The organism is Vibrio sp. Vb0888 (assembly GCF_033338835.1).
GTDB lineage: Bacteria > Pseudomonadota > Gammaproteobacteria > Enterobacterales > Vibrionaceae > Vibrio > Vibrio alginolyticus.
Genome location: NZ_JAWOTL010000005.1, coordinates 213,836 through 230,363, shown reverse-complemented (window position 1 = coordinate 230,363; position 16,528 = coordinate 213,836). Strand labels below are relative to the sequence as shown.

The window sequence follows — 16,528 nt, the reverse complement described above, 5'->3', positions numbered from 1 at the left end:
ATTACAACCCTCTTTCCTTAATCCACGCTCTTACCTTAATTCCGGGTTCAATTACACTGACACCCGAGATAATGATTTGGTCGCCATCGTTAAGCCCAGCTAACACTTGATTTTTGTCATTCATCTCAATTGCGGCTTTGGACACAATGCCTTGCTCATCGACACGCCAAACGTATGTTTTGCCGTTCTCTTCTAGCAACGCGGAGTTAGGAATCTTTGTCGCTCCTGCACTTTTGGACAGGAGGTAAGCATTGCCAGACATTCCCGGCAAAAGGCCTATTTCTGCTGGCCGCTCCATGACCATCGTGACTTTGTAACTGCCCGTTTTAGGGTCGGCTTCTGTATCGATTTCCTGAAAGGTTAAGTCAAAGGCTCGCTCGGGGAACGCATCAAATATCATTCTGGCAGAGACATCGCTCCCCTGCGTGTAACGATTTAGAAGATAGTCTGGGATTTGGAATATCACTTTGAGGAGTTGGTTGGACTGAATATTCATCACCCCTTCTTTCGCGGCAACATATTCATGGTTTTCTGCTGGAATGTACGAAATGGTTCCATCATATGGCGCGACAAGTTTGGTATACCTTAAGTTTGCCTTTGCTTGATTCCACTGAGCTTTTGCCGAGTTGTGATTCGCTTTTGCCTCATCAAAATCTTGCTCAGATACTACTTGGTCTTTACGTAGCTTTTGGTATCGCTTGTATTGCACATCTGCGAGCAAAAAATTTGCCCGAGCTTGCTGTTCGAGCAGAGAATATTCATCAGGGTTTAATGACGCCAAAACATCACCTTTACTGACGACTTGACCTTCATTCACTTCTATCGTTTGAAGAAGCCCAGGAACTCGAAATGTCAGTACTGCTCTATCGCCAGCTTCCGTCGTGGCAGGAAAATGTCGCTCAAACTGGGCATTGCCAACAGATACTGTAAATAGCTTCGCAGGGCGCGATTCAGGTTCAGGAACAGGAGGAAGTTCTTTACCGCACCCCGACAAGACAGCCGAGATGGCAATAGGAATGAGCAATTTTCTCATTACATTCATCCATAAAAATTGGGGGATTATTTTTAAAGTAGATGAATTTTGAACGAACTTCCAGAGCAGAAAAGATTAATATTGCTTTAAAATTAGTAATTTGTGATAAAAAAGCAGGCTTTATGCCTGCTTCAGTTAAATCTTCTTTGGATACAAAATGCCTAGAGCTTACTGAATTCTCTGTTCACCCTATATGTATCAGACGTAACATAAGCTTCCATGTTACGAATTTTGCCATCAAGACGGTCAAAATCCCTTTCCAACACACTGAGCAGTTGATCAGGGCTTTGCCCTTTCTGCCAAGGCTTACTTTTGAGCGTATGCTCTTGCTGCGCTCTGATATTTTCAGAATACGTTACTGGTTGCTTTTCTAACATAAACGCCATCGCGATGTACGCTAACAATACCAAAAACGTACCACCTAACAGCGCTGCAGAAATCACTACAATACGAATCAACCAAACTTCTGCACCAAAGTAGTTGGCAATTCCGGCGCAAACACCGGAGATTTTGCCATTTACTGGATCACGATACAGTTCTCGATTATTCATACTTTCGTCTCCATGTTGGTGACTCAGCATCCAAGATGCGCTCCAATGTATCAACTCGGGACTGCATCGCTTCTGCTTTTTCAGATAGTACCTGAAGGCGCTCTAAGTCCTGGCTCGACAGTGCACTATCTGTTTTGCGTTTGCTGCGATAGTGTAAGAAGAGCCATAGTGGAGCGACAAAGATTAAAAAGACAATCACTGGTCCTGCTATAAAAAATGCCGACATAAATGGCTCCTTTCTTATTTATCTTTCGATGACATCTGTTCTTTCAGTTTTGCCAACTCTTTTTCAATTTCGTCTTGTGCCTGCAACTCTGCAAACTCTTGTTCTAGCGATTTAGCATTACCAGTTTGAGCATACAGGTCTGCTTCCGCTTCCATTTCATCCACTTTACGTGAGTACTGCTCAAATTTCGCCATCGCTTCATTAGTGCGGCTAGTGTGCAGGTGTTTTTGCACATCACGACGGTTAGATGCAGTTTGGTTACGAATTGCTAGTGCTTGCTGTTTTGCGCGCGTTTCGGCAATTTTGCTTTCCAACTTACCAATCTCGCCAGTAAGCTTATCGATCGTTTCTTCCACTAAGGTTTGCTCAGTGTGGAGGCCTTTAATCACTTGCTCTAGCTTTTGCTTTTCAATTAACGCTGCACGAGCTAGATCTTCACGCTCTTTAACTAATGCTAAGCTCGCTTTTTGGCCCCATTCGCCAATTTGCTCTTCTAACGTTTCAACCTTACGAGCCAACTCTTTCTTGTCTGCAATCGCTTTAGCCGAGTTAGTACGCACTTCAACAAGTGTGTCTTCCATTTCTTGAATGATAAGACGGATCATTTTTTCAGGATCTTCCGCCTTGTCCAGTAATGCACTGATGTTTGAGTTAACGATATCTGCAAATCGAGAAAAAATACCCATAACGGAACTCCTCTTTTTTCCTATTAAAACTCGACAAGGTGGTGATTAACCTTGTGTTTCCCTGAATATATAACAAGTAACGTGCCAACTTATAATTTTCTTTAAAATCAGAGTGTTATGCATTTTGTTGTCGTTATACACTATTGTGCTATGATGTTTTTCACCAACTGTTGGTGAAATTTACCAACTCTATCCCTAAATCATGGCTCGGCTGTTAAATAAGAAGGACTTTATGAAGCAAAACCTGATTGGTGAATCACCTGCTTTTCTCGCTGTACTAGATAAAGTATCACAACTTGCACCCATTGAGCGCCCTGTCCTCATCATTGGTGAACGAGGTACGGGTAAAGAACTCATCGCTCAGCGTTTGCATTATTTATCAAGACGTTGGGATAAACCACTACTATCACTCAACTGTGCGACATTAAGCGAAGGGCTAATAGATTCCGAATTGTTTGGACATGAATCCGGCTCCTTCACGGGCTCTAAAGGTAAGCATAAAGGGCGTTTCGAGCGTGCCGAGGGCGGTACTTTGTTCCTTGACGAACTGGCAACCGCACCACTTTTAGTTCAAGAAAAGCTATTACGTGTCATTGAATATGGTGAATATGAGCGAGTTGGCGGTCATACCGCTCTCAATGCGGATGTTCGACTTGTTTGTGCAACCAATGCCGACCTACCAAAATTGGCAGAGCAAGGTGATTTTCGTGCAGATCTGCTCGACAGGCTAGCCTTCGATGTCATTATGTTACCGCCTCTTCGCGAGCGCAAAGAAGACATTCTCTCTTTAGCAGAGCACTACGCGATGAAAATGTGTCGTGAACTGCAACTGGAATACTTTGTCGGTTTTACCCCAAAAGCGCAGCAGTCGCTTATTGAATATGAATGGCCCGGTAACGTCCGCGAACTAAAAAACGTGATTGAACGTGCGATTTACCAACATGGTCTGAATGCTCACCCAATTGATGAACTGGTTTTCAATCCTTTTGAAACGGTTTGGCACAGCGCGCTTGGCCATAGTGCAAAACAAGCAGAACAACAAGAAGAGGAAGCATCAAGCAACACCATCCAATTCCCTCTAGACTATAAACAATGGCAAGAGGAACAAGATATCCATTTACTCAATCGTGCATTGGAAGAAGCCAAGTTTAATCAACGACAAGCAGCCGAGCTACTTGGCTTGAGCTATCACCAATTACGAGGGATGGTTAGAAAATATGGTTTGGTCGGACAAAGCTAACTTGACCGAGAGTACTCAATCAATACACGAGCTCGTGACTGCGCTCTAATTCGCATGCATTTATGGCATAACACCTTACAGTGTATGGATTTTATGTTTGGAGCGAGTTCACAAAGGTGATAAATTAGCGAGATCATTTTCGCTTGTTAGCTTTGAAAGAGTAAGATCAAACGAAACGAGCAAGATCCAATGAACATTTCATATTATGAATGCTTTTATAAGATTATCGCTGAGCCTTATTGGGATTAGCCTACTGACCGCTTGTGGCGATGAAATTGACCACAATGATATTCGCAAAGCTGGCTTTGTGTTTTGCGGACAAGGTAAGCCGACCACGTTTAACCCTCAGCTTATTGATAGCGGTATTACCGCAGAGGCTCTGAGCCCGCAGCTGTACGATACGCTGCTCACGCTCGATCCTAAATCACATCAGCCCGTGGCAAGCATCGCCGAGAGTTGGTCAGTAAATGAATCAGGGACGGAATACACGTTTAAGCTTAAACGTGGTGTTCAATTCCAAACCACGCCTTGGTTCGCACCCACTCGCCCATTGAATGCAAAAGATGTGGTATTTAGCTTCAAGCGAATCATCGATGTAGACCATCCTTTTCACCAAGTAGGTGGTGGTTTTTATCCATGGTTTGCAGGGTTAGATTTTCAAAACCTACTCCAAGACGTGGTTGCAATAGATGAGTATACGGTAAGGTTTACGTTATCTCAGCCAAACTTTTCTTTCTTGGCCAATATTGCCACCAGCCATGCGGTTATCTTGTCTGCGGAGTATGGACAGCAATTGGCAGCAAAAGATCATAAAGAAGAAATCGACCAACTTCCTATCGGTACCGGCCCTTATCAATTAAAAGAGTACCAAGTGAACGACTTGATTCGATTAGAGCGTCATTCAAATTACTGGAAGTCACCAGCAAAAATGGAACAAGTGGTGTTCGATATCTCTCACAGAGGGACGGGTACATTAGCTAAACTTTTAAGAAACGAGTGTGACGTACTCTCTTCACCTATTTCGAGCCAAATACCTGTCATTCAAGAAAATGACAACCTTGAGCTGACGGCTACACCAGCTAACAACGTTTCCTTTATTGCGATAAACACAGAAACCACCGCGCTGAGTGATGCTCGAGTTCGCCAAGCTCTTAACTTAGCGATCAACCGTCAAAATATTTTAGATTCGGTTTACTACGGAACTGGCTCCCAAGCTTATACCTTGCTACCACCTAATTCATGGGCTTATCAAAAAGACAGCGTAAAAATTCGTTATGACCGGAATTATGCATTGGCACTACTTCGAGATGCAGGCTACGAAGACGGCCTAGAATTGACCATGTGGGTACCACTTGAACCACGTGCTTTTAACCCAAGCCCTCGCAAGACCGCAGAGCTAATCCAAGCGAATTTTGCCGATATTGGGGTTAAATTAACGCTACTTACCGATGATAGGTTTGAACGTGTGGATTTGGAGAACATCAACGATATCGATTTACTTTTAACTGGTTGGATTGGTGATACCGGGGATCCTGACAACTTTTTCCGCCCTTTATTATCTTGCGAGTCTGACCGCGTTGGCCTTAACGTGTCCATGTGGTGTAACGATGACTTCGATTTCTTGCTCGATTTGGCTTTAGAAACTCAAGAACCGCGTTACCGTTTGAACCTATATCGCCAAGCACAGAACATTTTGAATCAAGAGTTCCCGGTTATTCCTCTGGCGCATGGCGTGCAGTTCCGTGTGCACGACAAATCGCTGACAGGCTTCAAATCAAGCCCTTTCAATGCCCAACCGTTTGATAGAGTTGAGAGAATTCACTGATGTTTTGGTATACCGTTCGACGCTTTAACCTATTTATCATCACTTTGATGATCCTTACATTAGTGGGTTTTTCTCTGCTGCGCCTTGACCCTCTCTCGCACTGGGCAAACGTTGATTTTTGGTCTGGCTGGCAAACTTACTTGATCAACCTTTCTCAACTCGATTTTGGCATAAGTAAAAACGGCAATGCGATTTACGACGAGCTCGCCGTTGTATTCCCAGCCACTTTGGAATTGTGTTTCTTTGCCTTTTTGGTGTCCCTTTTGATCGGCATTCCACTTGGAACCGTGGCTGGGATGAAGCAAGGTAAATGGCTCGATACCAGCATTTCATTCATGTCAATGTCTGGTTATTCCGCCCCAATCTTTTGGGTTGCTCTGTTACTTATCATGGTCTTTTCATTGGAATACCAACTCTTTCCCGTTGCGGGACGGTATGATTTACTTTACGAAATTGATCATGTAACCGGGTTTGCCATTATCGACGCATTCATGGCGAAAGGCGAATACCGCGCTCACGCACTGCAAAGCGTTATTGAGCATATGGTACTGCCATGTTTGGTGCTCGCTTTGGCTCCAACCACCCAGGTTGTCGGACTAATGCGCTCCTCGGTAGCGGAAGTGATGAGCCAAAACTACATCCGTGCAGCGAGAATCAAAGGTCTTTCGAACCGCGAAATCGTAACTCAACATGTATTGCGGAATGCGATACCGCCTATCATTCCCAAAGTTGGTGTTCAACTTTCGAGTATGATTACCTTAGCTATCATCACGGAGTCTATTTTTAACTGGCCAGGTATTGGTCGTTGGCTTTTAGATGCGCTAGCAAGCCAAGACTATGCATCTATCCAAGCTGGCGTGATGGTACTTGCGACTTTGGTTCTTACCGCTAACATACTCTCGGATTTGATTGGCGCGATGATTAACCCTTTAGTTCGAAAGGAATGGTATGCTAACAAATAACGTTTATCAGGAAGAGCGCATTCCAACACAGTTTGAGCGTTTTTGGCGAAGCTACCGCGCCAACGGACTAGCCATGTTTGGCTTGTGGTGCTTGGTGTTTATCGTCCTTATTACCATTTTTGCGCCCCTACTTGCACCATTTGACGCCCAAGCACAGTCAGGTGAGTTGCTTGTGCCGCCATCATGGGCCCCTGCAGGAACGGTTGATTACTTTTTGGGGACCGATGACTTAGGTAGAGATATTCTTTCGCGCCTGATTATGGGCTCTCAGCTAACATTTGGCGCTGCTGTCGCCATCACCGCAATTGCTGCCGTTGTAGGCTGTTTAATTGGCGTATTGGCAGGTATGACGAAAGGCTTACTGTCGAGTACTCTCAACCACTTGCTCGATACCGTCATGTCTATCCCGTCGCTCTTATTAGCAATCATTTTTGTAGCATTTCTCGGCTTTGGTGGGTTCAATATTTTACTCGCAATCTGCTTGGCATTGATTCCGCGTTTTATTCGCTCTGTTTATATCGCAGTCCACACCGAAGTTGAAAAAGACTACATAATGGCGGCACGCCTTGATGGCGCTAATGATTTCTACTTACTGTGGAGTTCAATTCTTCCTAACATTCTGACGGTCATTGCCGCTGAAATAACACTCGCGCTGTCTGCTGCGATTTTAGATATTACGGCACTGGGTTTTCTTGGCCTAGGTGCACAGGCCCCAAGCACCGAGTGGGGAGCAATATTAGGTGACTCTGTCGAGCTTATTTATATTGCACCTTGGACAGTAACCCTACCCGGCCTGACCATCATGTTTACTGTTATTACCCTAAACTTAGTAGGTGAAGGTGTACGTCAAGCGCTTAATGCGGGGATCGAATAATGCCGTTGTTAGATATTCGACATTTGACCATTGAGATCGAAACACCTCAAGGGTTGGTCAAAGCCGTTGACCGAATGAGCCTAACTTTGAACGAAGGCGAAATTCGTGGTCTTGTAGGTGAGTCTGGCTCTGGAAAAAGCTTAGTTGCAAAAGCGATTGTCGGTGTGAGTAAAGATAACTGGCGCATCACCGCTGACCGTATGCGCCTTGGCAATATTGACTTGCTTCAGCTTACGCCAAAAGAGCGTCGGCGCGTCATTGCTCGTGATATTGCGATGATTTTCCAAGAGCCTTCAACTTGTCTTGACCCTTCAGAGGAAGTCGGGCGTCAATTGATTGAATCCATTCCATCTCGCGCATTTGAAGGGAAATGGTGGGAGCGATTTAAATGGCGTAAAAAACAGGCCATCGCGCTTTTGCATAAAGTGGGTATTAAAGATCACAAGCGTTTAATGGGTAGCTACCCTTATGAACTGACTGATGGTGAGTGTCAAAAGGTCATGATTGCCATGGCGATAGCGACCAAACCTAAATTGCTGATCGCAGATGAACCAACCAACGACTTAGACCCGATTACCCAATCGCAAATTTTGCGTCTGTTGAGCCGCATGAACCAACTTAATAACACAACCATTTTGCTTATCGGCCACGACTTAGCGACCATAACACAGTGGGCAGGACGTATTACGGTAATGTATTGTGGTCAGTCGGTGGAGTCTGCCGATACCAGTAAAATCATTGCGGCACCCAAGCACCCGTACACCGATGCCTTGCTTAAAGCGATGCCTGACTTTAATGATTGGGTACCACACAAGCAAAAACTCCAATCCCTACCGGGCTCGATTCCGCCATTGCAGCATCTGCCTATCGGTTGTCGCCTCGGACCACGTTGCCCATATGCGCAGAAACAATGTGTAGAAATTCCACACACCAGACGAATTAAGAATCATAAATTTAACTGCCACTTTCCATTGAACACGGAGAAAAAGTCATGAGTGCGTTACTTGAAGTCGATAATTTATCGAAGCAATTTGTTACGCGCTCCCGTCTGTTCAAACGTCAGGTTAATGAGGCAGTTAAACCGGTAAGCTTTACTTTAGAGCCAGGACAAACTATTGGTTTTATTGGTCAAAACGGGTCAGGAAAATCCACACTAGCTCGTATGCTTGCTGGCGTTGTTGAACCAAGCTCCGGAGAGATGCGTGTGAATGGCGAACGATTGGAGCACAAAGATTACGCGACACGCTGCAAGCTCATCCGCATGATTTTCCAAGATCCAAACACATCGTTAAACCCACGAATCCAGATTGGTCGTATTTTAGAAGGTCCGCTAAAGCGAAATACCAACATGCCGCCAGATGCGCGCATGCAGCGTGTAAAGAACACCCTACTCCGCGTAGGATTGCTGCCTGAGCACGCCTATTTTTATCCACAAATGCTAGCGGCAGGTCAAAAACAGCGCGTGTGTTTGGCTCGTGCACTTATTCTTCAACCTTCCATCATTGTCGCTGATGAGGCGTTAAACGGTTTGGATATGGCAATGCGCTCGCAGATCATTAACTTATTCCTCGAGTTGCAAGAAGAGATGGGATTGTCATTTGTGTACGTGTCTCAGCATATTGGCATTGTTAAGCATATTACTGATAAAGTGATGGTGATGCATGAAGGTGAAGTGGTCGAGTTTGGCGAGACCAACCAAGTACTGACTCATCCCGAGCATCCTATTACTCAACGACTAGTCGAAAGCCACTTTTATAAAGCGCCAAGCCATCAAACAAAATAGCTTATCAAAGATGTAATCGTGCAAATGTAAAGAAGCCTGCTTTAACGCAGGCTTCTTTATTGCATGGGTACTAATCAAAGAACTAACGGCGGCTCGCTTGTTTGCGCAGTTCAAAATCAAACTCGTCAGGAAACAATACGACCCCTTCTTCATTTTGATTTGGGAATACAACAATCGATAGCTCGTCATCCTCTAGACCAGAGGTCCAACGGCTGTGCCACTTGTTTAAAGAGATCGCCTCAGGCTCGCAATCTTCCCAATCACCATTCGCCCATTGCAAAGCAAACTCTTCGTTTGGCCATACTGGTACACAATCATCATCTTCTGTATTTAACATGACACAGCCATGTTCGTCTTTTAGAATCCAAACCTTACGATTCGCCACAATCTCTTTTACGCAGTACTTTAAACGTTGCTCTTCATTGTAGCGATTAATGGTATCCATCTGCTCTTGGGTCAGTTGCTCAGACATATTCGTCTCCTATTTCCCATAGAAAAATGCCCGCAGCTAGGCGGGCATTTAAAGTATATGCTAGAAAATTAAGCTAGCTCAGTTTGAAGCCAAGGCCAACCTTGCTTCTTACGGCTTAGCGTGTTTTCCATCATTAGCATGCCGTCTTTTTCGTGCTTAACAAGCTTCTCAGCCCACTCACCTTTGTATAGAAGACGAGTTTGAGCAGTCGTGATGTCTGTTAGCATTACAGCAGCGAACGCTAGGTTATCTTTCTCACAACGAGATTCTAGGTCTGCTTCTAGTGCTTCGATCATACCGTCAACTTGCTCAAGAGTTGCAAGTTCAACCTGACCAACCACTACGTCACGACCGTTGAATGGGTAACCTTTAAGGTCTTTCTCAACAAGCTCAGCCGCTGATAGACCTTCGATGTTTGTCTTAGCAATTAGAAGATCTTTAGTGAATGCGTCAACATCTTGTACGTCTGCGATTACCGCTAGCTCAGCAACGGCATCTTTGTCTTTTTGTGTACAAGTTGGAGAAGCGAAGCCTACTGTGTCAGATAGAATTGCTGACATCATTAGCTTAGCGATTTTTGGAGTAATCGCGTGACCTTCAATCTTGAACATGTTGAATAGAACAGTGTTGGTACAACCAACAGGCCAGATCCATGCTTCCATTGGGTTTACTGTCATCACGTCACCTAGGCGGTGGTGGTCAACAATACCCGCAATTTCAGCTTCTGCGATATCGTCTGGTGCTTGTGCTAGATCTGAGTAATCTACTAGCCAAACGGTCTCACCCGCAACTGATGTGCGAAGCTCAGGAACTTCAGCGCCAGCAACTTCTAGGATGTGCTGAGTTTCACGGTTGATTTCGCCTTGGCGAATTGGCATAGCTTCAACGCCACGCGCTTTTAGAAGTTCAGTTGCAACGAGTGCACTACAAATACTGTCACTGTCTGGGTTCTTATGACCTACAACTAGAATCATGTTTCTTCCTATTCAAGTCAATTTTATACGCCGCCTAATACAGTTAATTAGGGCGTGTTTGCTCACAAAGGCCGATACTTTACCTGATTTCAGAGAGTTTGACACGAAGAAAAGTTCACAATGCTATTGCGAATAAATCTCATTTACATATAATGATAATTATTCCTATTTGCATTTGAGTAAACGATGAACGCGACCCAATTATTACACTCTGCACAACAGTTGTTTCAGCCTACTCAGTTTCGTTTAGCTTATAAGCGATTGCTGATCCCTATCGTCATGCTCATTTTGCTAGGCAATGAAAATACACGTGACGTAGCCGTACAGACGCTATCCGACTCATTCTGGGCGGTGTCATGCTATGTTGCTGCCACATTGGCTATTTATCATTATCTTTCAAACTTTATGTCGAAAACCAATCGAATTACCGAGCTATATCATCGCTCGCGTAATCATCAGGTTTTCTTTGCTTCTTTGTTGGGTGCTTTGCCTGGCTGTGGTGGCGCTATTGTTGTGACAACGCAATTTATTAGTGGCCGAGTAGGATTTGGTGCGATTGTCGCGGTACTTACTTCAACAATGGGTGACGCTGCCTTTTTACTTCTGGCCGCCAAACCAAGTGTTGGATTAGGCGTGGTTGGATTAGGCATTATCGTGGGTACTCTTTCAGGGTTAGTCGTTAATGCTTTTCATGCTGATAACTTTCTGCGACCAGAACCAAAAGAAGCACCTCAGACACATGCTTGTTGCCAACACCAGACAGACCGACATACACCCCTTGAACAACGTGCAATCAATCTACAAGGCGCATTTTGGAAATGGCTTATTGTGCCTGCTAGTGTCGTTGCTGTGTTAATGTCTTTCCAAATCGATATTAATCAGTTGCTATCTTTGAAAGCCAACACCATTGAATGGCTGGGCGCTATCTTTGCAGTGATCACAATGTCGTTGTGGGCGATGACAAAAGAGCTCGGCGATTATCAGTCAACAGTCTCTGAAGATGAAAAAATTGTGGACTCGCACCCAATTCAAAAAGCGGCTCAAGACACAAACTTCGTCAGTGCTTGGGTGATCGTGGCGTTTCTGGCGTTTGAACTGACGACCTATTTTTCTGGACTCGACCTTGTAGAAACCTTTTCTCATTGGGGGATATGGATGCCATTAGCTGGCTTAGCCATTGGTATGCTACCTGGTTGTGGTCCGCAAATTTTAGTCACTAGCCTGTACATCTCTGGTGCAGCGCCACTTTCTGCGCAACTGGCCAATGCGATTTCTAACGATGGTGACGCCCTATTCCCCGCCATTGCAATGGCACCGAAAGCTGCTTTGGTCGCGACTATTTACTCGTCCATTCCTGCGTTTATTGTTGGATACGGGTATTACTTTTTATTCGAGTTCTAACGCCCAGAGCATCAAAACGAGAAAGGAGCCGCAATAGGCTCCTTTCTTGATCTTGGTATTGGGCGATTTACTTCACGTTATGCTGTAACGATCGCTTTCGCATTGAGCCCTTTATCCACGCTCACCATTAACAACTGGCAAGGTTCTTGGTTTAGCTTTTCCCCTGTCCAGTAATCATACCAGTCCACCGGTTGATCAGACGTCAGCGTAAATTCCATCGCTCCGTAACTCGCATAATTAAACAAACAATGGAGGTCATTCTTCGTCGTTAGTTTTAAAAACGCGTGATTTAAACTCAAAGCGGTAAACTTTGCAGATTGTTGGTTACGTTGTTGACGTAACATGAGCTTAGACAGTGTCTTCTTAGCAAACGGCGTAATCTCAGGGAGCGGGTCACCAGACAGCAGCAAACCACCACTCGCTAATAACACCGTGCGATGAAATTTATACTCTTCTCTGGATGCAGATTGATTAGCTAATGAAGTGAACGTGGCGCAATCCGGGTCAATTTGCCACAATTTTCGATGCTGCCAACTACGGTAAAAGGTTTCTTTGGCTATCTGCTCGAATCGACGACTATGACGCTCTACATCGTCAGAAACACGCATTGCATCCACAAGTCCCAGAGATGGCCACATTGGCGCGTTACAGCCTAACAGCCATGCATCCCCTGCCCCTTTAGCGATCGCTTCCATACCCATGCGGTAGGCTTCTACACCGGTGACACCCGATTGGCTTCGTTTACCTTTTAACGTGCCCCAGTAGTTTGCGTCTAATTTGAATAGCTCAACGCCCCACTCTTGACGCATAACAGAGACCACATGAGTTAGGTGATCTTGCACTTCAGGGTTTGAAGTATCGAGAATGTACCAAGGCGTGCATCGCCAACCACCGTATGTGACATCTTCTGCTTTAAGTAAGCCACCATCCTTGTGGCGAACAAACCAATCTGGATGCTGTTTGAAGATCTCCGACTCAGGCTGTGCAATGAAAGGCGCCATCCAAATCGCCGGCTTTTTGCCTTTTGCACGGATACTATGAATGAGCTCTTTCACACCACCAGAAAACTTATCCGATGGGATTAACCAATCGCCCATAAAGGCTTGATAGCCATCATCCAGAAGTACCCACTCTAGGTCTTCGAGCTTATCTTGCATGCAATCAACGTTCTGCATGATGTTTTGCTCTGTCACGTCTGCGTAGTACGCATACCACGAACACCAACCAACAGGCGCATCTTGTGTCACACCTTGGCGAACAGGATGATGCTCTGCAATCATCTCGCCATAGGTTTGATAAAGCTCGGACAGCGATTGACCACAGAGTACCGCCACGGATTCAAGTTGATTACTTTCCCAATCCGCCACTTGAGTCAACTCACCATCAATTGCGGCTGATAAAACCCAATGCCCATCACGCAGTACAACATCAAAATAGCCAGCAAAGCGATGACATGATGTGAAGCCATACAATGTGTAGCCAGCCGAGCCTTCCACCACTAAATAGTTGTAATAACGCTTAGGGGCATCTTTAGGGTAGATTCGATAAGAAGGATTATTGTCTGGGCAGCGACCAATATCAACGGGGTGATTGATCGTTCCCGCCGTTTGCGCCAACATTTGAAAACCATCCCCAATTACGTTGGCCTCGTGCTCGTACAAAAACGGCATTTCGAGCAACACTTCACGGTCGGTAAAGGTTTTATTGTGAAGACCAGCAAAAGAAAAATGTAATTGATTACCCTCGACTTCAACTTGGAAGTCATTGTTATTCACAGTGATCTCAGTGTGATTTGCTAATTGAATGCTCTGAGCCATAATGGGTCTACTCACTTAATTATTATTGTTTAGCTTGGCGCATTATCTCCTGCTTGTCTCACCCAATTCGTTACCATCATCACGAATACCAGTCTCGTTTAACGTTATGAAGTTACTATTGAGACAACGCTCACTGAAATTTTGATAAAAAAATACCAGCCCTGAGGCTGGTATTTCGATTTATGCAAACTGCACTAATTAAGCAACTTCGATCGGACCACCAAATGAAGTGACTGGCGGCACTTTACCTGTGAACTTCTCGAAGTCTACGATACATGTGTTCGCAGAAGTCGCCTGTGCAAGCTCAGAAGAACCGATGTCTTGCGTTAGCGTGTTAGGATCACCGTAGGTACAGATTGCGCCTTCTTTCTCGTTTAGAGGACCGTACCATGCACCTTCTTCGATACGAATAACGCCACGTGGGTAGCTGTCAGTCAAAACAGCACCAGCTAACAGCTGACCACGACCGTTGAATACTCGTACCAAATCACCATCTTTGATGCCTTTTGCTTTGGCATCCGCTGGGTTGATGTAAACCGGCTCACGACCTTGTACCGCGTAAGTCGCGCGGAACTCTTCAGACTCACACATTTGAGAGTGAAGACGCTTATCAGGGTGGCAAGACTGCAACCAGAATGGGTATTTATCTGAACCAGGACCACCGTGTGAACGCTCTGATTTTTCGAACCACATTGGGTGCTCTTGACAGTGTTCATAACCGTAACGGCCGATCTTGCGTGATGTAATCTCGATGAAGCCAGACGGTGTACCTAGTGGGTTAAGCTCAGGGTCTTTACGGAAGTCCGCATGACGAACCCAAGGTTTACCTTCACCGAAGTCTAGTACGCTCTTCTCCCAGAACTCGTTGAATTCTGGCATTTCAAACTTACCTTCGTTCGCTTTTTTACAATCGTTGTAAAGGCTTTCGATCCATTCCATCTCGCTCATACCACGAGTGTATTCTTCGCGGCGACCAAAACGCTGAGTTAGTTCACTCATGATTTGGAAGTCAGGCTTAGATTGGAACAATGGATCAACGAGGCGATGCATCGCAATCAGACCTTTGTTCGAGTATGAACCGTATACGTCGATGTCGTTACGTTCCCATTGCGTACACGCCGGTAGAACGATATCTGAGAAACGACATGTCGCAGTCCAAGCAAACTCGATCGTTACAACCGTTTGAAGTTTGCGGAACGCTTTCTTCATGCGGTTACGATCTTGATGGTGGTGCCATGGGTTACAACCCGAGATAACCATCATCTTGAAGTCTGGCAGTTTCACTTTACCGCCGTTGTAGTTGATCTCTTTGCCAGGTTCTAGCAGACAGTCGATCCAACGTGCAACTGGGATAGTACGACTGTAGCCGTTAAAGTCGTTGTTGTCCCACTTCGGTTTCATACCTTGGTCAAGGTTACGAGGGAAACCACCAGGGCCCGCGAAACCAGTAGAAGGCACACCGATACTTGAGTAGTGGTGACCGTAAGAGATACCACCGCCAGGTAGACCGATTTGACCAACCATTGCAGCAACCACAGCCGCTGCCCAGTATGGCTGCTCACCGTGCTCTTGACGCTGGATACACCAACCCATCAGGATCTGTGTACGACCGCTGACTAGCATGCGTGCGAATTCACGGATCTTGTCCGCTTTCACACCACAAATCGCTGCTGCCCATTCAGGCGTCTTCTCTACTTTGTCTTTTGTCTTACCTTGAACGTATTGAATGAACTCTTCAAAGCCGAGACAGTAAGTATCAATGAATTTCTTATCGTACAGGTTTTCGTTGTACAACACGTGCGCCACAGCGAGCATGAACGCTACGTCTGTCAGCGGGTTGATGTACAAGTGATCGTTCTCTAAGTAGCGCTGAGTTTTGTTCTTCACTGGGTCTACAGATAGAACGTTGATCTCACCTTTCGCCACTTTTTCTTTTAGTTGTGCAAGGTACTTAAACGACTCATGCGTTTCACAGTTCCAACCTACTTGAAGGTTTTTCACTGGGTCGTTAGCCCAAAGAACGATGTTGTCAGAGTTTTCTAGGATCTCAGACCAAGACGTACCTTGTGCGTAAACTTCGGTTGAACCTAGCACGTACGGCATAATGGTTTGGCCTGCACCCGTCGAGTAGTCACCTACTTTAGTGATGAAGTTGCCGTGCATACCTACTGCACGTTGCATGTGCGCTGTACAGTTGTTAAATGAACCCGTTTGGTTCCAACCTGTTTGACCTGCATGCAGCGCCCATGGGCCGTAGTCTTTTTGAATACGTTCTAGCTCACGGTAGAACAAGTCTAGCGCTTCATCCCAAGTTACTCGGATGAAACGGTTGTTACCGCGAGTATCTGCGCTGTATTTATGTTTCTTCAACCAATCTAGACGAACCATTGGGTAACGAACACGTGAAGGGCTGTAGATAATACCCTTAATGCCGTTCAACATTTCTGTTGGGTTTTTGTCTAGCTCTAGCGGCTTGATCTCTTGAACTTTACCCGCGTAGATGTGGGCGCGGAACGCGCCCCAGTGAGAACCGGTTACTTTCCAAGTACCTGTCGTCTCAACGGCATTTGCAGAGGCGGACGCCAATAAGCTAGGGCCAATTACTGACGCTGCACTTGTGGTTGCTACACCTTTAAGAAAACTTCTTCGTGTAATAGCCATTTAAAATTACTCCAATCCGACGC

15 protein-coding genes are annotated in these 16,528 nt (G+C 45.4%); 7 read left to right on the top strand and 8 right to left on the bottom strand.

The genetic code is table 11. The features are described from left to right. Position 1 precedes the first annotated feature (1 nt). The 4 genes from R7P72_RS10060 to pspA form a co-directional block, all read right to left on the bottom strand. Positions 2–1,033: an efflux RND transporter periplasmic adaptor subunit gene (locus R7P72_RS10060; protein ID WP_005378114.1), complete on the bottom strand. Its 1,032-nt coding sequence runs from the start codon at positions 1,031–1,033 to the stop codon at positions 2–4. Between the two features lie 161 nt (positions 1,034–1,194). Next, complete coding sequence (pspC, locus tag R7P72_RS10055) at positions 1,195–1,584, bottom strand: envelope stress response membrane protein PspC (RefSeq protein ID WP_025766867.1); 390 nt, start codon at positions 1,582–1,584, stop codon at positions 1,195–1,197. Beyond that, positions 1,577–1,810: an envelope stress response membrane protein PspB gene (pspB, locus tag R7P72_RS10050; RefSeq protein WP_005378117.1), complete on the bottom strand. Its 234-nt coding sequence runs from the start codon at positions 1,808–1,810 to the stop codon at positions 1,577–1,579. The genes pspC and pspB overlap by 8 nt, the downstream gene beginning before the upstream one ends. 14 nt (positions 1,811–1,824) lie before the next feature. After that, on the bottom strand, positions 1,825–2,496 hold the full coding sequence (gene pspA, locus R7P72_RS10045; RefSeq protein ID WP_005378119.1) for a phage shock protein PspA: 672 nt from the start codon (positions 2,494–2,496) through the stop codon (positions 1,825–1,827). Between the two features lie 232 nt (positions 2,497–2,728). On the opposite strand from pspA, the gene pspF reads away from it, so the two are divergent. The 6 genes from pspF to R7P72_RS10015 all read left to right on the top strand — a co-directional run bounded on the left by pspF (position 2,729) and on the right by R7P72_RS10015 (position 9,180). Continuing rightward, on the top strand, positions 2,729–3,736 hold the full coding sequence (gene pspF / locus R7P72_RS10040; RefSeq protein WP_017820869.1) for a phage shock protein operon transcriptional activator: 1,008 nt from the start codon (positions 2,729–2,731) through the stop codon (positions 3,734–3,736). A gap of 205 nt (positions 3,737–3,941) precedes the next feature. Further along, positions 3,942–5,561: an ABC transporter substrate-binding protein SapA gene (gene sapA / locus R7P72_RS10035; protein WP_213907081.1), complete on the top strand. Its 1,620-nt coding sequence runs from the start codon at positions 3,942–3,944 to the stop codon at positions 5,559–5,561. After that, positions 5,561–6,523 carry an ABC transporter permease gene (locus R7P72_RS10030; protein ID WP_005378122.1) on the top strand — a complete coding sequence of 321 codons (963 nt, stop codon included), beginning with the start codon at positions 5,561–5,563 and terminating at the stop codon, positions 6,521–6,523. The genes sapA and R7P72_RS10030 overlap by 1 nt, the downstream gene beginning before the upstream one ends. Continuing rightward, positions 6,510–7,397, top strand: a complete 888-nt coding sequence (locus R7P72_RS10025) for an ABC transporter permease subunit (protein WP_005378123.1) — start codon at positions 6,510–6,512, stop codon at positions 7,395–7,397. Before R7P72_RS10030 ends, R7P72_RS10025 begins: the two co-directional genes overlap by 14 nt. After that, positions 7,397–8,392, top strand: a complete 996-nt coding sequence (locus R7P72_RS10020) for an oligopeptide/dipeptide ABC transporter ATP-binding protein (RefSeq protein WP_005378126.1) — start codon at positions 7,397–7,399, stop codon at positions 8,390–8,392. Before R7P72_RS10025 ends, R7P72_RS10020 begins: the two co-directional genes overlap by 1 nt. Then, positions 8,389–9,180, top strand: coding sequence for an ATP-binding cassette domain-containing protein (locus tag R7P72_RS10015; RefSeq protein ID WP_005378127.1), 792 nt, complete (start codon positions 8,389–8,391; stop codon positions 9,178–9,180). Before R7P72_RS10020 ends, R7P72_RS10015 begins: the two co-directional genes overlap by 4 nt. 82 nt (positions 9,181–9,262) lie before the next feature. Here the strand turns inward: R7P72_RS10015 and R7P72_RS10010 are convergent, their stop codons facing one another. After that, entirely contained in the window at positions 9,263–9,652 is a 390-nt protein-coding gene (locus R7P72_RS10010; RefSeq protein WP_005378129.1) for a DUF2750 domain-containing protein, read from the bottom strand. A 68-nt stretch (positions 9,653–9,720) separates the two neighbouring features. Continuing rightward, entirely contained in the window at positions 9,721–10,626 is a 906-nt protein-coding gene (locus R7P72_RS10005) for a manganese-dependent inorganic pyrophosphatase (RefSeq protein WP_005378131.1), read from the bottom strand. 186 nt (positions 10,627–10,812) lie between these two features. Between R7P72_RS10005 and R7P72_RS10000 the strand changes: the two genes are divergently transcribed. Next, the gene (locus R7P72_RS10000) at positions 10,813–12,027 is read left to right on the top strand and encodes a putative manganese transporter (protein ID WP_005378133.1); all 1,215 of its coding nucleotides are present in this window, start codon (positions 10,813–10,815) and stop codon (positions 12,025–12,027) included. Positions 12,028–12,104: 77 nt separating this feature from the next. Here R7P72_RS10000 and R7P72_RS09995 read toward each other — a convergent pair whose 3' ends face one another. Then, a complete protein-coding gene (locus R7P72_RS09995) occupies positions 12,105–13,844 on the bottom strand; it encodes a glycoside hydrolase family 36 protein (RefSeq protein WP_005378135.1) in 1,740 nt (579 codons plus the stop codon). A gap of 198 nt (positions 13,845–14,042) precedes the next feature. Beyond that, on the bottom strand, positions 14,043–16,505 hold the full coding sequence (gene torA / locus R7P72_RS09990; protein WP_005378138.1) for a trimethylamine-N-oxide reductase TorA: 2,463 nt from the start codon (positions 16,503–16,505) through the stop codon (positions 14,043–14,045). Between the last annotated feature and the right edge of the window lie 23 nt (positions 16,506–16,528).